This is a genomic window from Proteus sp. G3927, from assembly GCF_963894685.1.
GTDB lineage: Bacteria > Pseudomonadota > Gammaproteobacteria > Enterobacterales > Enterobacteriaceae > Proteus > Proteus mirabilis.
Genome location: NZ_CAWQGX010000013.1, coordinates 1 through 19,763 on the forward strand (window position 1 = coordinate 1; position 19,763 = coordinate 19,763).

Below are 19,763 nucleotides of genomic sequence, written 5' to 3' on the forward strand. Positions count from 1 at the left end.
AACTATTAATATAAAAATTCGGAGTCCAAAATAATGGCTTTTAAATATAAAATAACAATAATCATATTTTTGCTATCTTTTATTTTTTTTGTAGTGTATGAGTTTTTTATTCCCGTTAAAGTCATGGGAGTACATAAAGATACGTATACCACCTCTATTCTGGTTGAGGATTTTCCGATAACTGATTATGGAAAAATAATATGGTGGAAAAATAATCAAGATGTTTTAGATAAAAAGTATAATTTATTTAAAGCTAAAGATAGCTCCTTCTATATTTATATATGGAATTATGGTGATGGATATTTAGAAGAAGGAAAATACGATCGATTATGTTTTACTGAAATTAAAAGTAACAAAAAATGTATAGAAAAAGATAAAGTGATGTCAATAATGTATTCTTTAAATGAAGAGGAAATTAGGATCGGTAATTCTGCATATATTAAAGATAAAAATGGTTCTTTTATAAAGAAAGACAAGGATGCTAATACAACTATCACAGTAGTCCCTAATGCATAACTTGGTCACAAGTGGTGATAATAGCTTATTCACATTTTATGCTTAAAAATATATTTTGCTGTTTATATTAAAAATATAACGCTAAATCTTTGTGAAACAATGCGAAGTTATCGTGTTTCGTCTCCATGTTTGCCCAATAGCTTCTATGAGAATTTTTTATTAATTATTGAGTTAAGTAATATTATCCATTGCAACTGGGCGCTGTTTTTCATCTAAGTAGTAGTGAATGCCGGCCTCAATATTATCTTCACCTTCATAGAAAACGTTAAAGCGGGTGCGTTTTCCATCGTGATAGGCAATCACAGCACTACCGTCTTTTCCTAAGCAGAATTGCTGAAGATGCCCTGTTGAGATACACACGCTGTTATCCCCAGATACAGAGAGTGTGCAGTTATCTCCTGTGTTGATAGCAATGGCGTTATCGCCAGTAACAGTAATATGTGCTAAATCACCAGTATTGGTTATTTTTGTACGGGATTGAGTCGCATTAATAAAGTTTCTTATGCCACTATTGGCAATATGCGCCCCTTGACCAGAAGCGTAAATTTTAACATCGTTGCCACTATTACAAATACGAGAGCGTCCTCCTAAGCTACCAATACGACATTGATCTGCCGTATTACTGATCTTTCCAGCAAATCCGCTGTTGATTAATTGGTTACTATAACCAGTGTTAGCAATACTGTTTTCATCACCGGATAAGGCGACAATATTATCACGACCACATAATGCAAGGGCGGTGTTAAATTGTTGGCTTTTGACAATCAGTTGATGCCATTCGGTAGAAAACTGGATGTTTTCGTCGCTAGATTGCGGTTGGTGATAGGGTAAACGTTGTAATGTCACACCGGTTTGTTTTTCATTGCCTAACAGGGACAAGATGTTTTCTATCACTTCTTGTTCCTGTTTGGCAAAAGAGGACTGACTAAAATGACGCAGATAAATATATTGAATTAAGCTTTCTATCCATTGTGTTTGACGTTGTTTTATCAATTCATTATGGATAGCACGGTAAGTACCTCCATGGGGAAAATAACGCAAAAACCAACGATAAAGTGAACTTGAAACATGCAGTTGGCGTAAGTCTTCTTTGGTTAGTGTGATATTTTCCTGTGAAGGGACTGACATATAAGCTCCTTGATCCATCTATTTATTAGTGTCTATGGTAGCCGTCAACCATACTGCGAAAGGTTTGGAATGGCGTTCTTCCGGTGGTACACAGGTAAAGGTGACCAAAGATAAAAAAGACACTACACACGGCTAGTATTTGGTGAATTATTAATAACCAAGCTTTAAATAGCACAGCATCAGCAGGGATAAACATGGGATTTTGCAGTAAGATCCCAGTGATTAAAAGTAATGGTACTAATGCATACATCACACCTAAATAAGCCATTTGTTGCAGTGGATTAAATTTAACCTTGGGAGTGGCTGGAAAAGGATGATCTTCCCCCTTAATAATGCCGTAAAGATAAAAACGCGTTTGCATTAATACTCGTTGCAACCAGTTTTTACTGTCAATACGGTAAAATTTACCATTGCCACCAACAAGATTAATTAACACAAAGGACAACCAGCATACTAAGAGTAGATAACCACAAATTTCATGCACATTGACGAGTAACGCCGTGTCATGTGCCGAGAGTAGGGCGAAATGGTTAATCCCGCCACTGAGAAGGAGTAAGATAAATAAAGTTGCATTACTCCAATGCCATAAACGTACCGCTTTTGAGTAAAGATAGAGTTTCTCTTCTTGATGATGCTCTCCATGGGGTGTGGCAAAGCGGTAACGTAAAAAACCATGAAGTGCGAGTACAAGTAGCATGCCGACAAATAATACGCCGGCAACAATTAACCAAAGTGGCAAATAGTCCGGTGTATAGATTAAGACATACTGTTTGAGTGAGGCTTGAAATTGTGCTGCATTTGGCATGATATTTATTGCACTCATACGTTATCTCCCCCTTGTACATGAGGTCCAACACGTCGATAAAGATGCGGTTTTCCTACTCCATCAAGTTGATAGAGATAGTAGTCATGTGTTTTTAGCCATTGCTGAATTTGTGGGCTATCTTCTCTACCAAAGAGTAGGGCGTTTTGTGGGCAAGCGCTGACACAAATCGGTGGGAACCCTTTTTGTAATCGAGACTCAAGACAAAAGTCACATTTATCAGCAACATGTGTTACGGGATTAAGATAACGAACTTGGTAAGGACAGGCTGATATGCAATAACTACAGCCAATACATTTCTCTTTATTAACGCGAACAATACCATTGCTTTCATCGCGCCAAGATGCGCCCGTAGGACAAACCGAGATACAAGGAGCATCTTCACACTGCTGACATGAGTGTCTAAAAAAATGGTACTTATCGTTATCTTCTTTTAAGCTTAATGGAATGTGTGCAATATCCATTCGCGCCATTCCGGTTGGTACTTTATTTAATCGACGGCACGCTGTGGCACAAATATTACAGCCATTACAGCGTGTTTCGTCATGGATCATGGCATAGCGTATCGGTTTTTTATCTGTGGCTGCCGCTAAGGCACTCCCCAGTGGCGCACTGAAAAAGATCACAGAACCTATACCTGCTACAAATTTACGGCGAGAAACACGCATTATTTTTGCTCCTCAATCTGATGCTGTTGTAATACCCACAGAACATTTCGTCGACAGGGTAGAGCACTAAGGATTTTCATATTGTTCTACCTCCAGCCATTCTGTTAATCCTCTCGCCTTGCCATAACTCATTAGGGTGCTACTAAATAGGTAAGGGGCATTGTTAGAGGCGAATATTTGCTGAATATCTTGAAAATCAGGGTGAGTTTTCATCAGCGTCAATGCATCGTCTATTTCTGCAGCGGTGTAATAAAAAGGCTCCAACATCAACATGCTTTGCTTCAATGGTCGAGGGTAGGTTTCGCATTCAAAGCGAACTAAACCTGCAATGGCAGTACAAATATCGGTATATCTATTGAGAAGCTGTAATTGTGCATAGTTATCTGACATAACAGTGTCAGAATAGAAATAATCCTCACCATTATGTGTTAAATAAGTAATATCAACGAAAGCGTCCTCTTTCAACGCGACTCTTAATTGCATTACCTCTTCTTCAGAGAGTGAATAAGGCGCATCATACAGCGTGGAAATAGCTAATAGTTCACCTTCTTTTGAACATTGACGGATTGCATTGGCTAGGTGTTGTTCAGCCGATAATTGCGCGATATCTTCAATTTGTTCTTCTGTAGTATCCGTTAAGGTGTGAGTACCATGCCCAATACCTCTCTCTGATAACGGCAATAGCCAACGACGAAGAGAAATATCCGGTTGTTCTAAAGTAATATCAGCATCATGAGCAATATCAGGTGGTATAGAGGCTGATGCATTCTGTTTATTCATCATGATCTCCTTTACCTATTAATTGGGTAATAAGCCACGTGATGCTAAATCGTCAGCAACATCTTGTAATCCAAGGCGTACTAAAGTTGCTTTTGTTGGACAGCCTAATTGTGGATCCCAGCCCATTTCTTCATAAAATAGGGTGAGAGAGAGTTGCATATCTTCTCTATCCATTTTGTCTGTCCCTTCCGTAAAGACAGGAATATCAGGATCTTTATCAAATACCCATGAACAGATTTGGTCATGCTCATTACGCATATCCATTGTGTTCATTAACTTAACCGTGTAAGCACGATGTAAAGTGAAGATGCGTTCTGAGGCTAAATCAAGATCTTGAGAAGTGGTTGGTTCACCGGTAATGGCAGTGAAAAATTTTGCTTCCATATCTAAATCGCCACGATAGTTGCGGCTTTTATGAGGTGATACGGTCATTGGCCATACCCAGTTACATAATGTCACGGCATCATGTAGGCAACTACGCAAAATGGTCCATTTGGTATAGGCAATTTTTGCTTTATTAATCGGCGTGTAGTTTTTGGTTTCATCAAAAGCATCACCAGAGCCAAATAGTTCACCTGCAATCTCTTTTTGTAATTTTAGCGGTAAACCACTACCGATATAGTTGATATGAGTATGTGTCATCGCATCGCGGTTAAACATACAGTTGACGATGGAGCCTACTTGAGCAGAAGCTTCATTTGCATGGTGAATAGGGAAACCCATCGGTGACCAAAGTTTATTTTTCTTATTACCCCAATATTCCTCACCTAAATTCCAGCGTTGTGCAATTAAATAAGAGCCATCAGCAAGGTGACTAAATTCACCTTTACGATGGGCTAAGCGGTAATAGAAATCTTTGATAAATGCGGGATCACCTTCTTCAAGTTTATCCCAAGGAATATCGTTATACTCTTCTTCAGAAAGAACGCGTTTAAAAACGCCGTGGGTATAGCAATAAGTAAAGTCACGATGAAGCTGACCGTAGTTGCACCATAAGCCCATATCATCAAAAATATTGAGGCCGACAAGATTACCAACAACATTGGCATCGCCTTTTTTCTCAATATCTTTCGGGCCATTAGGGAAAATGGTGGTATGAACAAAGTTGGCGACACAAGTGTTTCCGCCTGTTTGAGGTACGCCAAATTTTTTCGCTTGCGGGACATTAAGTTGTGACATACAGCGAATAGGGCATGAGTGGCATCCCCCCATTTTTACCGTGTATTGTTCTGCTTCTGGGCCAAGATCGAAGGTTGATTTCATGGTTCTAAAGCCGACAGTATTGGCATTGCCCGGTGGGATCTCCCCTGTTTCAATGGGGCCACCTTCAGCCGCTCCCCAATAAAGCCCTTTACGTGCAGTCCAGCGTGAACCCGGATGTGAATACTCTGCCCAAGATTGCGGGGTACTTGGTACGACGTGATTATTATTTGCGCCAATGAGTTGTGTCATCATATAGTCGTTAAGCTCTTTTAACGCTTTACGATCGGCAACATTAACGCCACGGCTTCCTTCAACCACAATCGCTTTTAATTTTTTAGCACCAAGTACGGCACCAATTCCAGCACCACCACTGTGGTTACGACTATTGATAAGTCCTGAAAGAGGGACAAGGTTTTCACCTGCAGGGCCAATAGCAGCAACACACGCTTCAGGGCTTGTTTGAGCACAAAGTTCTTCTGTTGTTTGACGAGTTCCTTTTCCCCATAAAAAAGAGGCATCTTCAATGGAAACTTGGTCATCATCAATATGGATCCACACGGGTTTATCTGCTTGACCTTCAATGATCAACGCATCATAGCCGGCAAATTTCATCCATGCGGCAAAAAAGCCTCCCATATGGGCATCAACCACTAAATTACCGCGAGTAAAGGTTGAAAGAGAGGTGATATTGACGCGAGAGCTACAGGGTGCGCCTGATCCTGTTAGCGGGCCTACCGCAAATACCACTTTGTTTTCTTCATCAAAAGGTTTTACACCGGGTGCAACTTCTTCATACATAATTTTGTAGCCAAAGCCCATACCACCAATTAAGGATTTGTATTGGCTTGAGCTTTCGCGAGAGATGGCACCGGTAGTTAAATTAATTCTTAGTATATTGCCAGTCCAGCCGTTAATCATAATATTGCTTCCTAATCTAAAGAGGGGTCAATGAGGTGATTGCCAAGAAAAATCAAACGGTAATTTCTTTCCATTCAATAATGTGTAATGCCCCTGTTGGGCATGCTGAGGCGCATTCACCACATAAATTACATTTACCGGATTTTTTCGTTTGTGGATTGACGGTTGCCATCATCCACGGGCAAGCTGTTGTACAAGCGGCACAGCCGATACAACGACGAGTATCAACGACAATACAGCCAAACTCTTCTTGATAACGGATAGCTTTTACTGGGCAGACGTTCATACACTCGGGTGTTTTGCATTGGCGACAAGTATCAGTGGTAAAGTTTAAGTCGCCATATAAGCCCCCTCCAGAGCCAATGCCTTTATCACCAAAATAGAAATGACGATGGATTTTAGTACGGGAGAAGAAAGAGCCAACGCTACCATCATTCCATGTTGTACATGCTGTTTCACAACGATGACAGCCAGTGCAACGGGCACGATTAGTCACTAATACACCTTTAGGTGTGGTTGTCAGTTGAATAACGCCACTGTCTATTTCTTCTTGCTTACAACCTAAAAGAGAAAGTAGTGCGGGTGCTATGGTGATCCCTGCCAGCCCTTTACCGGATATTCGCAGAAACTCTAGTCTTGATAGTCCAATATCTAATATAGGACGATGATGTGTATCAGACATTAATATTTATCTCCGCTTAACTAATTTAAATAAGAAATAATTTGTGATGATAAATGTGTTCTTTTCTCTACTTGTTTTTCGTTGTATATAAAATATAATAACGATTGGTTTAGAATAGACATAATAGTTATCAACACTTTTTATTACTGAAAATAGCTTGTGGTGAATTGTTAAATATTTGTATTTACAATATGTTACATTCGGTTTTTACGTATTTTTCATTAACCATTATGATATTGTGGTTATTAAAAAATTTATTCTGTGACTGCAATCATAGAAATAAAATTAATTATCGTTAGTTAAAAAATTAAATTAAGTGATTATTGTTCTTATCTGTAATTACGAAGGATAATTAATATTGTTTATATATATTCTATTATTTAAATAGAATATAAAGATATTTGTTCTTATATTACGTTTGAAATTATTGTTTTAATGATGAATTGATATTTAATATTAATTATTTATTTAATGAAAAATGAATCTTGATTATTATTAATAAAAAAAGATATTAATAAATTGTAAAACAGTGACGAGATCATTTTTATAAAAAAAGAAACCTTGTCTAATAAAGAGAAGGTTTCTTTTGCCAATGGTATTATATGATTTTATGGTTAGTAGCCCACGGCTTTACCTGCTGGACGTCGAACATCATTTGAACCATAAAGATAACCTTCGCGTATCGCCCCTGAAACAGCAGAATCATTACCTGACGAAGCAGGGATCACTCCTTGTTCTCCTGGAAGGCCGACCATAATCAATTCAGCCGCGCCCCATGGCGTTTGTTCGACCATTTTATATCCCATGGCAGAAAGTTTTTCTAAGGTATCTTTTGATAATCCTCGTTGTTCATAATAAACCTCATCAGGTAGCCATTGATGATGAATTCGAGGGCTATTGACGGCTTCTTGGGGGGACATACCAAACTCAATAATATTAAGTGCCGTTTGTAAGGTGATTGAGATAATACGAGAGCCTCCCGGTGAGCCTAATACAAGAAAGGGTTTGCCATCTTTAGTCACAATGGTTGGACTCATTGAGGACAGTGGACGTTTTAATGGGGCAATACTATTTCGTTCACCTTGTACTAAGCCATAAAGATTTTTTTCGCCAACTTTAGTTGTAAAATCATCCATCTCATTATTGAGGAAAAAGCCAGTCCCCGGGGCGATAACGACAGCACCAAAACGACCATTGATGGTGTAAGTGGTTGAAACGGCATTACCATCTTTATCAATCACCGAATAATGCGTGGTTTCAGGGCTTTCATGAGGTGCAATACCGGGTTGTACCTTTTCTGATGGGGTGGCTTTATTCGGTGTAATTTGTTGGCGAAGCTCTGCGGCGTAGGCTTTACTTAATAACTTTTCTGTTGGATTGTTTATAAATTGCGGATCGCCAAGAAAGGTGTTTCTATCCATATAAGCATGACGCATAGCTTCTGTGAGCGTGTGAACATATTCGGCAGAGTTAAAACCCATCGATTTCAGATCGTAGCCTTCTAAAATATTCAGTGTTTGGCAAATAGTGACGCCCCCTGAACTGGGAGGAGGAGCAGAGATAAATTCATAACCTCGATAAGTACAGGTAATGGGAGGTGTTTCGGTAATAGTGAAGTTCGCAAAATCTTCTTTGGTTAATAACCCATTATGCTGTTTTGAAGCTTGTTCTACTTTTTTAGGGATTTCCCCTTGATAGAAAGCATCAGCACCTTGGTTGGCGATAAGTTCAAGTGTATTGGCTAAGTCTGTTTGAATGAGGCGATCGCCAGGCTGCCATGGTGTTCCATCAGGCTTTAAGAAAATTTTTGCTGATTCAGGATCTTGTTTAAATCGCTCTGTGGTGGTGTCTAATACGTCAGTATCAGCACGGGTTAAAATATAGCCTTCTCTGGCTAGTTTAATAGCGGGAGCCATCACTTCTTGGCGTGAAAGAGTGCCATATTTTTCTAATGCTGCATCAAGTCCTTTCACTGTACCCGGCACCCCTGAGGCAAGATAGCCGTATAGGCTTGCCTCTTTAATCAAGTTACCGTCTTTATCTAAATACATATTTTTAGATGCTGCCGTAGGCGCCGTTTCTCGAAAATTAATAAAGGTATTGGTGCCATCAGCAAGGTGTATAGTCATAAAACCACCACCGCCAATATTTCCACAACAAGCATTTACCACAGCTTGTGCATAGCCAACAGCAACAGCTGCATCAATGGCATTCCCTCCTTTTTGCAAAATATCTTTTCCTACTTGTGAGGCTAAATGTTGTGAAGAGACCACCATACCTTGTTGTGCTTCAACCGCTGGCTCATAGGCGGCATAGAGTGCAGGTGAAAAAAGTGTGGTAAGTAACAGCAGGTGCGTTTTTTTTATAGTAATCATGATTATATCCATTAATAACAGTGGGTTAGTTTCAATAGAGATAAGTGAAAGTAGGTGTGTATACGCTAGTATTAATGTGGTTAACAATTACGTAACAATAAGTATAGAGAGAAGTTATTAATGACGAGAATTTTTTTTGAAGAGATGATCACAAAATCATCTTTAAGTGAATAAATAATAATGTTATGTACAAATAGTAATCTTAATAAATTGAGTTGAAAGGCAAAAGAATAGATGGAGTATTAATAAAAAAGCCTGTTTTCACAGGCTTTTAGCAAATATTTGTTTAGCTTACTGGAATATTACAGTTTGCCTGAGTTCGCTTTCAGATATTTAGCAACACCGTCTGGAGATGCGCCCATACCTTCTTGGCCTTTTTCCCATTGTGCAGGGCAAACATCACCATGCTCTTCGTGGAATTGTAGTGCATCAACCATACGGATCATTTCGTCAATATTACGGCCTAATGGCAGGTCGTTTACCACTTGGTGACGAACGACACCTTCTTTGTCGATCAGGAATGAACCACGTAGTGCAACACCCGCTTCTGGATGTTCGATACCGTATGCTTTAATGATATCGTGTTTGATATCAGCAACCATTGGGTATCTTACTTCACCAATACCGCCATCATCGATAGCTGTTTTACGCCATGCGTTATGTACGAATTCTGAGTCCATAGAAACGCCGATGATTTCAACACCACGTTTTTGGAACTCTTCAAAACGGTGATCAAATGCAATCAGTTCTGAAGGGCAAACAAAAGTGAAGTCCATTGGCCAGAAGAAAATAACCGCAGGTTTGCCTTTGATAAATGAATGCAGGTTGAAATCATTAACAATTTCACCGTTACCTAAAACAGCAGCTGCTGTGAAATCTGGGGCTTTGCGAGTAACCAGAACCATAATGTACTCCTGTAAATTGAAAGAGTTTATACTCGTCATATTTCAAGTTGTCGCGTTGTTGACTGCGTTCATTCGCACTAGTCACATACCTTTGTATGCCCCTAGTGACTCATTCACTTGCCATCTAGCTACATCTCGAACTATTTAGAGTAATTTAAGGGGATGCCCTGTTTTTAAATTTAGGGTGATGCCCTGTTTTTAAATGATGCATACAGCATAAATAATCAATCGTTATTGATAAAATCATACAGAACAATCTATTTGATAGGTTATAACGATGAATTTTATACAACAAAAATGACTTATTTATGACTCCTTGTATAACTATCTATTCTAATCAACTTTATAAATGAATACTACGCTTGTTAACGGATCGTTACCAATAAAAAGATAAATTGACGTAGTCTCTGTTTGCTCGATTCAATGTAATGCTTAACCATGACAAACAGATGAATAAAAAGAGCCTTAATGTATCAGTCATCCAGCTGATGATGTTGTGCTCTTTCTAACAATTGTGGATAAAATTGCCAAAAAATCTCACTTAACTCTTTATAATGCGTTTCTAGTGCAATATAAGAGCCTGCAAGCGCACTTAAACGCGGTCTTCTTTTTGCCATGCCTTTTAACGTCTGTGCTATATAAGTTTTATCAGCATAACGAGTCAACCACGCTTGGGGCCATAAATATTCATTGAGCTCTTGAAATTTTTCCGGAGTTCGCCATAAATCCGGTTCAATGGTATTGCGCACATAAGTAACAAATTCCAAGAGCGGTATGTCAGGTTCAAATTTATCCCAATGTAGTGAGAGAAAATGATCCCAAAATATATCCAAAGTAATGGGTGCAACGCGGCGGTATTCATTCGGAAAAAGTTGTCGAGCTTGTTTAACTAATGGATGAGTATCAGTCAGCACATCAATACGCCTATGCATGTGAATGCCGTCAATTACCGCTTGGCTGTAATCGTTACTCGGCGTACCTTTTACATAGTCCGCCATCATATTGCCTAATAAGGAGCTTTTCGCTCTAAAGGCGAGGTGTAAGTGAGCAAGATAGTTCATTGTACTATCATAGCGCTTTTTAAATAAAAAAGTGCTTCTTTGTTGCACTGATTAACATGCAGCACTAGACTAGTGCGCCTGTTTTTTATGAAAGTAGTCGTTTAATTATGCGTGTATCCGATTTTAGATTTGACCTGCCTGAGTCCTTAATTGCTCATTATCCTCACCCCCAACGTAGTGGGTGCCGATTATTATCCCTAGAGGGGAAAACGGGCAATTTATCTCACGGTGTCTTTACGGATGTATTAGATAAACTCAATGCCGGTGATTTACTTGTATTTAATAATACTAGAGTGATCCCCGCGCGTATTTATGGTCGTAAAGCCTCCGGTGGCAAGATAGAAGTATTAGTGGAGCGTATGCTAGATGAACATCGTGTGTTAGCCCATGTTCGTGCATCAAAGTCACCCAAAGAGGGCGCATCACTGATTTTAGGGGAAGACGAAAGTGTACAAGCAACCATGATTGCACGCCATGATACACTATTTGAAATCCGTTTTGATGATGAAAGAGATGTGCTGACTATTTTAAATAGTATCGGTCATATGCCTCTTCCTCCTTATATTGATCGTCCAGATGAAGGATCCGATAAAGAGCTTTATCAAACGGTCTATAATGAGCGTCCCGGTGCAGTAGCTGCACCCACAGCCGGATTGCATTTTGATGAGCCGTTATTAGAAGCACTACGTAACAAAGGCGTTGAGATGGCCTTTGTCACTTTGCATGTTGGTGCTGGCACTTTCCAGCCTGTTCGTGTGGATAATATCGAAGAACACACTATGCATTCCGAGTATGCTGAAGTCCCTCAAGAGGTGGTAGATGCCGTGCTCGCTTGTAAGGCACGAGGTAATCGGGTGATTGCCGTGGGTACAACGTCTGTTCGCTCTTTAGAGAGTGCGGCTAAAGCTGCCAAAGATGCATTAATTGCTCCTTTTTTTGATGATACGCAAATTTTTATTTATCCAGGTTACCAATATCAAGTTATTGATGCTTTGATAACTAACTTCCATTTGCCAGAATCAACCTTAATTATGCTGGTTTCCGCATTTGCTGGTTATAAAAATACCATGAATGCTTATAACGTAGCGGTTGAGCAAAAGTATCGTTTTTTCAGTTATGGTGATGCGATGTTTATTACGCGTAATCCTTTAGCTATCAATGAAAAAGTGGGTGAAGAGTAGGGCTTTATTCTATTTTTTAACGTTTTTTTTCATTTTATGACCGGTTATGTCAATTTTGCTGCTTGATCTCTTTGACTAAGCACAGCTTTTGTTGATGTAACATATACAGCCGTCTAACAAATGATTAGAATGTGCTGTTTTTATTATGCATTGGACTGTTTTTCTGATGCTTGGAGGATGAGTGAAATACGAATTAGATAAAACAGATGGTCATGCCCGTCGTGGTCGTCTTAAGTTTGAACGCGGTGTCGTTGAAACACCTGCATTTATGCCTGTAGGGACATACGGTACAGTTAAAGGGATGACACCTGAAGAAGTTGAAGCCACAGGTGCACAAATCCTTTTAGGCAATACTTTCCATTTATGGTTACGTCCTGGTCAAGAGATCATGAAATTACACGGTGATTTGCATGACTTTATGCAGTGGAAAGGGCCAATTTTAACCGATTCAGGTGGTTTCCAAGTCTTTAGTTTAGGCGCAATGCGTAAAATTAAAGAAGAAGGTGTGCATTTCCGTAACCCAATTAATGGCGAAAAGATTTTCTTAAGCCCAGAAAAATCAATGGAAATTCAGTACGATCTTGGATCAGATATTGTGATGATCTTCGATGAGTGTACGCCATATCCATCAGATTGGGATTATGCTAAAAATTCCATGGAGATGTCATTACGCTGGGCTAAACGTAGTCGTCAACGCTTTGATGAATTAAACAACAAAAATGCATTATTCGGTATTATTCAAGGCGGCGTTTACGAAGATTTACGTGATATCTCAGTGAAAGGGCTAGTGGAAATCGGCTTTGACGGTTACGCTGTTGGGGGCCTAGCTGTTGGTGAACCTAAAGAAGATATGCACCGTATTTTAGAACATGTTTGTCCACAAATCCCTGCGGATAAACCTCGTTATTTAATGGGTGTAGGTAAACCTGAAGATTTAGTTGAAGGTGTTCGTCGTGGTATCGATATGTTTGACTGTGTGATGCCAACACGAAATGCACGTAATGGACATCTGTTTGTAACAAATGGTGTCATTAAAATTCGTAATGCTAAACATCGTTCAGATACATCAACTCTGGATGAACATTGTGATTGCTACACCTGTAAAAATTATAGTCGCGCTTACCTACATCATCTTGATCGCTGTAACGAAATTTTAGGTGCAAGGCTGAATACCATCCATAATTTACGCTATTATCAGCGTCTAATGGCTGAAATTCGTCAAGCAATTGATGAGTCACGTTTCGAAGATTTCGTGCATGAGTTCTACGAACGTATTGGTAAACCAGTTCCACCGCTAAACAGCAGTGCGAGTAAGTGCGATTAATGTATACGAGAAAGCCCAATTCTGTGTATGATATTGGGCTTATAACTTGAGTATCGTCGATATCGACAACAATGAGGAAAAAGTGAATGAGTTTTTTCATTTCTGATGCTGTTGCTTCTGCTGGACAAGCAGCACCTGAAGCAAGCTTTATGTCTATTTTACCGATGTTAGTGATCTTTATTTTAATTTTCTATTTTATGATCCTACGTCCTCAGCAAAAACGTACTAAAGAACACCGTAAACTGATGGAATCTATCGGTAAAGGTGATGAAGTGTTAACTACTGGTGGTTTAATCGGCCGCGTTGTTAAAGTTTCAGATAACGGCTATATCGTTGTTGCTCTGAATGAAACAACTGAAGTAACTATCAAACGTGACTTTGTTGCCGCTGTATTACCAAAAGGCACAATGAAAGCTATTTAATTTGATTTCCCCAAAGGGAAAAGGGAACTGCCGTGCTAAACCGTTATCCTTTGTGGAAGTATCTGATGTTGATATTCGCTATCCTCATCGGTCTGCTTTACGCACTTCCTAACCTATATGGTGAGGATCCGGCTGTTCAAATCACTGGCGCGCGGGGAACCGCCGCCAATGAGCAAACACTGGATCAAGTTCGATCTTTATTAGATAAAGAAAAAATTGAAGCGAAATCAATCGCCCTTGAAAATGGTGCGATTTTGGCTCGTTTCAGTAACCCTGACATTCAGTTACGTGCCCGTGAAGCGTTGTTACCTGCGTTAGGTGACAAGTTCGTTGTTGCACTTAACCTTGCACCAGCTACGCCAAAATGGTTAGAAGCCATTGGCGGTGAGCCGATGAAATTAGGGTTAGACTTACGTGGTGGTGTTCACTTCTTAATGGAAGTTGATATGGAAACCGCGTTAGGTAAACTTCAAGAACAAAATGTTGATAGTTTACGTACTTTATTACGTGACGAAGGCATTCCATATTCTTCTATCCGCAAAACGGATAATTATGGTGTTGAAATCCGTTTCCGCAACGCTGATGACCGTTCTAAAGCATCAGATTATCTTGCGCGTCGTAACCAAGATCTCATTTTTAGAAATGGGGATAATAACTCGTTAAAAGCTATTTTTACCGACGAGCGTTTACGTGATGCGCGTACTTATGCGGTACAACAAAATATCACCATCCTACGTAACCGTGTCAACCAATTAGGGGTTGCTGAGCCATTAGTTCAACGCCAAGGTGCTGACCGCATTGTTGTTGAATTACCGGGTATTCAAGATACGGCTCGTGCGAAAGAAATCCTAGGTGCAACAGCAACATTAGAATTCCGTTTAGTGAATACTAATGTTGATCCTTCCGCCTTAGAAACAGGACGCATCCCGGGTGACTCAGAAGTGAAATACACTCGAGATGGTAGACCAACCATTCTTTATAAACGTGTTGTATTGACGGGTGACCATATTACCGATTCAACGTCACAAGCCGATGAGTACGGCCAGCCTCAAGTAAGTATTTCACTTGATAGTGCTGGTGGCTCTATTATGTCTAACTTTACCAAAGATAACGTCGGTAAACCGATGGCTACTCTTTTTGTAGAGTATAAAGACAGCGGTAAACGTGATGAAAACGATCGCGCAATTTTGGTAAAAAATGAAGAAGTTATTAACGTGGCTAATATTCAAACCCGTTTAGGTAATAACTTCCGCATTACTGGTATCTCTAATGCGAATGAAGCACGTCAATTATCTCTGTTATTACGTGCTGGGGCATTGATTGCACCTATTCAAATCGTTGAAGAGAGAACCATTGGGCCAACATTAGGTCTTCAGAACATAACTCAAGGTTTAGAAGCTTGTTTATGGGGTCTGATAGCCTCTGTTGCCTTTATGATTATTTATTATCGTAAATTTGGTGTGATCGCGAGTACGGCGCTATTAGCAAACTTGGTGTTAATTGTGGGGGTCATGTCATTATTACCCGGTGCAACGTTAACCATGCCTGGTATTGCGGGTATTGTCTTAACCCTTGCGGTTGCGGTCGATGCTAACGTACTGATCAACGAGCGTATTAAAGAAGAGTTACGTAATGGTCGCTCAGTACAACAAGCTATCCATGAAGGTTATAAAGGTGCCTTCTCCAGTATTATTGATGCGAACTTAACCACGTTAATTACTGCCGTGATCCTTTATGCAGTCGGTACTGGCTCCATTAAAGGGTTTGCTATCACAACTGCTATCGGGGTTGCGACATCCATGTTTACCGCTATTGTGGGTACACGTGCGATTGTAAACCTGCTGTATGGCGGTAAACGCATCAAGAAACTGTCTATTTAAGGAGCACGTTGTGGCACAGGATTATACTGTTGAACAATTAAACCATGGTCGTAAAGTCATTGACTTTATGCGTTGGGACAACGTCGCCTTTACTATTTCGTTTCTGCTTTTGGTAGCATCCATCGCTATCATTTCCGTGAAAGGATTTAACTGGGGATTAGATTTTACTGGAGGAACGGTTATTGAGATCAATCTCAGTCAACCGGCCGATCTAGATAAAATGCGTGATAGCTTGGCAGCCGCCGGCTATAAAGATCCTCTGTTACAAAACTTTGGTAGCAGCCGCGATATTATGGTGCGTATGCCTCCTGTTGAAGGACAGGCTGGTCAAGAATTAGGTAAGAAAGTCATCGATATTATCAATGTTGAAATTGATAATGATGCAACAGTCAAACGTATTGAATTTGTTGGGCCAAGTGTCGGGAGTGAATTGGCTCAAACAGGGGCAATGGCGTTACTTTCTGCACTTATCTGTATTCTGATCTATGTTGGATTCCGTTTTGAGTGGCGTCTAGCATTAGGGGCTGTTATTTCACTTGCCCATGACGTGGTGATCACTTTGGGTATTTTATCACTCTTCCAAATTGAAGTTGATTTAACCATTGTGGCGTCATTGATGTCTGTTATCGGTTATTCCTTGAACGATAGTATCGTGGTATCAGATCGTATTCGTGAGAATTTCCGTAAAATTCGTCGTGGTACCTCTTATGAGATCATGAACGTTTCATTAACACAGACATTAAGCCGTACCATCATGACATCAGCAACAACATTATTAGTTGTGTTGATGCTCTATATCTTTGGTGGTTCAATGCTTAAAGGCTTCTCTTTAGTGATGTTAATCGGTGTTTCATTCGGTACTGTTTCATCTATTTATGTGGCTTCTGCATTAGCACTGAAAATGGGCATGAAACGCGAACACCTGATTGTTCAAAAAGTGGAAAAAGAGGGTGCAGATCAGACAACACTCTTACCTTAATAGAGCGTTTTTCTGACATAAACATCGCAAACACCCTGCCAGTTAATGACTGACAGGGTGTTTTTTGTTCACTGAACAGGTACACTGTTTAGGAGTTTTGTCAACAGTAGGAATAACTATGCATTGTCCATTTTGCACAGCCGTAGATACCAAAGTAATTGATTCGAGACTTGTTGGTGATGGCTCACAAGTGCGCCGTCGTCGTCAATGCCTTGTTTGCCATGAGCGCTTTACTACCTTTGAAGTCGCAGAGCTTGTGATGCCTCGTGTTGTGAAAAGTGATGAAATCCGTGAGCCTTTTGATGAAGAAAAGCTACGTAGAGGAATGCTCAAAGCATTAGAAAAACGCCCTGTGAGTTCTGATGATGTTGAAGCTGCTATTAATCATATCAAATCACAATTAAGGGCAACGGGCGAAAGAGAGATACCTTCCAAACAGATCGGTAATTTTGTTATGGAACAACTAAAGAAACTGGATAAAGTTGCTTATATCCGTTTTGCTTCGGTTTATCGCAGTTTTGAAGATGTGCGCGATTTTGGCGAAGAAATTGCAAAATTACAAGATTAATCATTCGCTTCACACGACTATTTGAAAATAACGATAAATAATAAATCTATGATGACAATTAACAACAGCAACAATCTTACGGGCAATGAGCCGGCTAATGATGAAACCTATATGCGTCGAGCGATAGAGTTAGCTGCATTAGGACGTTTTACAACATCACCTAACCCAAATGTGGGATGCGTGATTGTGAAAGAAGGGAAGATTATAGGTGAAGGTTATCACCATCATGCAGGTGGTCCACATGCCGAAGTGAATGCATTAAATATGGCGGGTGAAAATGCCAAAGGTGCTACCGTCTATGTTACGCTTGAGCCATGTAGCCACTTTGGTAAAACGCCTCCTTGTGCTGATGCTTTAATCAACGCCGGGGTAAAACGTGTTGTTGCTGCAATGCAAGATCCCAATCCTCAAGTGGCAGGACGTGGTTTACATAAATTAGTCGCTGCAGGTATTGATGTTTCTCATGGCGTATTAATGCAAGAAGCTGAAAAATTGAATATCGGCTTTTTTAAACGTATGAGAACAGGGTTTCCTTATATCCAATTAAAACTGGCCGCCTCTTTAGACGGTAAAACGGCATTAGCATCAGGGGAAAGTCAATGGATAACCTCTAACGCTTCGCGGCAAGATGTACAAAACTTTCGCGCGCAAGCTAGTGCTATTTTAACAACGAGTGCCACTGTTTTAGCCGATGATCCTGCAATGAATGTGCGTTGGGAAGCATTATCCGATGAAATAAAAGCGATTTATCCACTAGAGTCATTGCGCCAGCCTATTCGCATTATTACCGATAGCCAAAATAGGGTAACTCCCGACTATAAAATTACACAACTTGCAGGTGAGTGCTTGCTTGCTCGGACTCACTCTCAGCAAGAAGCTTGGCAAGGTGATGTCTCAGAAATTTTGCTTCCTACTAATGGCAAAAATAGTAGTGTCGATTTAGTGTTATTAATGATGCAGTTAGGTAAACGCAATATTAATAGTGTATGGGTTGAGAGTGGCGCACATTTTGCTGGCGCACTATTAGAGCTTGGTCTTGTTGATGAGCTTATCATTTATATTGCTCCGAAAATTTTAGGCAATGATGCTCGAGGTTTATTATCCATTTCACCACTGTCGTCATTATCTGAAGCCCCTGAATTTACAATAGATTCTCTTCAACAAATCGGTCCTGATATCCGCGTTTGTTTAAAACCTCGTTATTAATAGATGCAAATATGTGTGTCTATGGCGCTATTTGTAGTAAAATAGCGCCGTGTGTGTTATTCCCTGTCGTTACGACATTGTTATCAGCCAACTAACTACCTTGATTTATCAAGGATTTTTGGCTCCTTTGCTGTGTTATCATAAAACTGAGCGCAGTAAAGGAAAGAATGTGATAAAATCCGCGCCCCGCGGATAGGAGAAAAAGGTAACCTATGAACGTAATCAAAGGTGTTGTCGCGGCGCCAAACGCACGTGTAGCGATTGCAATTGCCCGTTTTAATAATTTTATTAATGATAGCTTGTTAGAAGGTGCCGTTGATGCACTTGAGCGTATCGGACAAGTTTCCTCAGAAAATATTACCGTCGTTTGGGTTCCTGGCGCTTATGAGTTGCCATTAACTGTAAAAGCATTAGCAGAAAGCGACAAATATGATGCAGTTATCGCGTTAGGTACTGTTATCCGTGGTGGAACCGCACATTTTGAATACGTTGCTGGCGAATGCAGCTCTGGCCTTTCTCATGTTGCAATGCAAAGTGAGATCCCTGTGACTTTTGGTGTATTAACCACTGAAAGCATTGAGCAGGCAATTGAACGAGCTGGTACTAAAGCGGGCAATAAAGGTGCTGAAGCTGCAATGACAGCACTTGAAATGATCAATGTACTTAAAGCCATTAAAGGCTAATCATCTGTTTTAACTAAAGGGGAATTTTGTGAAACCTGCTGCTCGTCGTCGTGCTCGTGAGTGTGCTGTACAAGCTATCTACTCATGGCAATTATCCGGAAATGACATCGCGGATGTGGAATTGGAGTTTTTATCCGAGCAGGATACCCAAGGTGTAGATATTGCTTATTTCCGTGAGCTTTTAGTGGGTGTTGCAATCAATGCAGCACGTTTAGATAAGGCGATGGAGCCTTATTTATCACGTCAACTGGAAGAGCTAGGCCAAGTTGAAAAAGCGATTTTACGTTTAGCTATGTTTGAACTCAGCTTCCGTGAAGATGTTCCTTATAAAGTAGCCATTAACGAAGCGATTGAATTGGCTAAGGTGTTTGGTGCTGATGATAGCCATAAATTTGTCAATGGCGTGTTAGATAAAGCTGCACCAACTGTACGTAAAAAATAACGTTCTTCACGTTTCCTCT

19 protein-coding genes are annotated in these 19,763 nt (G+C 40.1%); 10 read left to right on the forward strand and 9 right to left on the reverse strand.

The genetic code is table 11. From position 1 onward, the window contains the following. Positions 1-33: 33 nt before the first annotated feature. On the forward strand, positions 34-516 hold the full coding sequence (locus AACV00_RS04440) for a DUF943 family protein (protein ID WP_161737331.1): 483 nt from the start codon (positions 34-36) through the stop codon (positions 514-516). Between the two features lie 171 nt (positions 517-687). Here the strand turns inward: AACV00_RS04440 and ydhT are convergent, their stop codons facing one another. The 9 genes from ydhT to AACV00_RS04485 form a co-directional block, all read right to left on the reverse strand. After that, positions 688-1,662, reverse strand: coding sequence for a protein YdhT (gene ydhT, locus AACV00_RS04445; protein WP_110706758.1), 975 nt, complete (start codon positions 1,660-1,662; stop codon positions 688-690). 7 nt (positions 1,663-1,669) lie between these two features. After that, a complete protein-coding gene (phsC, locus tag AACV00_RS04450) occupies positions 1,670-2,467 on the reverse strand; it encodes a thiosulfate reductase cytochrome B subunit (protein WP_004245153.1) in 798 nt (265 codons plus the stop codon). Beyond that, a complete protein-coding gene (locus tag AACV00_RS04455; RefSeq protein ID WP_004252595.1) occupies positions 2,464-3,135 on the reverse strand; it encodes a 4Fe-4S dicluster domain-containing protein in 672 nt (223 codons plus the stop codon). Before AACV00_RS04455 ends, phsC begins: the two co-directional genes overlap by 4 nt. A 66-nt stretch (positions 3,136-3,201) precedes the next feature. Next, entirely contained in the window at positions 3,202-3,915 is a 714-nt protein-coding gene (locus AACV00_RS04460; protein WP_230458783.1) for a YdhW family putative oxidoreductase system protein, read from the reverse strand. 18 nt (positions 3,916-3,933) lie between these two features. Beyond that, positions 3,934-6,036 carry an aldehyde ferredoxin oxidoreductase gene (locus tag AACV00_RS04465; protein WP_017827756.1) on the reverse strand — a complete coding sequence of 701 codons (2,103 nt, stop codon included), beginning with the start codon at positions 6,034-6,036 and terminating at the stop codon, positions 3,934-3,936. Between the two features lie 52 nt (positions 6,037-6,088). Next, complete coding sequence (locus AACV00_RS04470) at positions 6,089-6,718, reverse strand: ferredoxin-like protein (RefSeq protein WP_004245149.1); 630 nt, start codon at positions 6,716-6,718, stop codon at positions 6,089-6,091. A 614-nt stretch (positions 6,719-7,332) separates the two neighbouring features. Next, a complete protein-coding gene (gene ggt, locus AACV00_RS04475; RefSeq protein WP_036894229.1) occupies positions 7,333-9,093 on the reverse strand; it encodes a gamma-glutamyltransferase in 1,761 nt (586 codons plus the stop codon). A gap of 302 nt (positions 9,094-9,395) precedes the next feature. Further along, entirely contained in the window at positions 9,396-9,998 is a 603-nt protein-coding gene (locus tag AACV00_RS04480; protein WP_004247207.1) for a peroxiredoxin C, read from the reverse strand. A gap of 473 nt (positions 9,999-10,471) precedes the next feature. Beyond that, positions 10,472-11,059, reverse strand: a complete 588-nt coding sequence (locus AACV00_RS04485) for an acyl carrier protein phosphodiesterase (RefSeq protein WP_036920158.1) — start codon at positions 11,057-11,059, stop codon at positions 10,472-10,474. Between the two features lie 107 nt (positions 11,060-11,166). Between AACV00_RS04485 and queA the strand changes: the two genes are divergently transcribed. The 9 genes from queA (at position 11,167) to nusB (ending at position 19,744) form a co-directional block, all read left to right on the forward strand. Continuing rightward, a complete protein-coding gene (gene queA / locus AACV00_RS04490; protein ID WP_004252586.1) occupies positions 11,167-12,240 on the forward strand; it encodes a tRNA preQ1(34) S-adenosylmethionine ribosyltransferase-isomerase QueA in 1,074 nt (357 codons plus the stop codon). Between the two features lie 181 nt (positions 12,241-12,421). Beyond that, the gene (tgt, locus tag AACV00_RS04495) at positions 12,422-13,564 is read left to right on the forward strand and encodes a tRNA guanosine(34) transglycosylase Tgt (protein WP_004245143.1); all 1,143 of its coding nucleotides are present in this window, start codon (positions 12,422-12,424) and stop codon (positions 13,562-13,564) included. 86 nt (positions 13,565-13,650) lie between these two features. Further along, complete coding sequence (yajC, locus tag AACV00_RS04500) at positions 13,651-13,986, forward strand: preprotein translocase subunit YajC (protein WP_004245142.1); 336 nt, start codon at positions 13,651-13,653, stop codon at positions 13,984-13,986. Positions 13,987-14,018: 32 nt separating this feature from the next. Beyond that, on the forward strand, positions 14,019-15,866 hold the full coding sequence (gene secD, locus AACV00_RS04505) for a protein translocase subunit SecD (RefSeq protein ID WP_012367466.1): 1,848 nt from the start codon (positions 14,019-14,021) through the stop codon (positions 15,864-15,866). Between the two features lie 10 nt (positions 15,867-15,876). After that, complete coding sequence (secF, locus tag AACV00_RS04510; RefSeq protein ID WP_004247209.1) at positions 15,877-16,845, forward strand: protein translocase subunit SecF; 969 nt, start codon at positions 15,877-15,879, stop codon at positions 16,843-16,845. 118 nt (positions 16,846-16,963) lie between these two features. Continuing rightward, positions 16,964-17,413 carry a transcriptional regulator NrdR gene (gene nrdR / locus AACV00_RS04515; RefSeq protein ID WP_004245139.1) on the forward strand — a complete coding sequence of 150 codons (450 nt, stop codon included), beginning with the start codon at positions 16,964-16,966 and terminating at the stop codon, positions 17,411-17,413. 48 nt (positions 17,414-17,461) lie between these two features. Next, positions 17,462-18,619: a bifunctional diaminohydroxyphosphoribosylaminopyrimidine deaminase/5-amino-6-(5-phosphoribosylamino)uracil reductase RibD gene (ribD, locus tag AACV00_RS04520; protein ID WP_012367467.1), complete on the forward strand. Its 1,158-nt coding sequence runs from the start codon at positions 17,462-17,464 to the stop codon at positions 18,617-18,619. Positions 18,620-18,831: 212 nt separating this feature from the next. Beyond that, positions 18,832-19,302, forward strand: a complete 471-nt coding sequence (ribH, locus tag AACV00_RS04525) for a 6,7-dimethyl-8-ribityllumazine synthase (protein WP_004245137.1) — start codon at positions 18,832-18,834, stop codon at positions 19,300-19,302. Between the two features lie 28 nt (positions 19,303-19,330). Continuing rightward, positions 19,331-19,744, forward strand: a complete 414-nt coding sequence (nusB, locus tag AACV00_RS04530) for a transcription antitermination factor NusB (protein WP_004245136.1) — start codon at positions 19,331-19,333, stop codon at positions 19,742-19,744. The last annotated feature ends 19 nt before the right edge of the window (positions 19,745-19,763 follow it).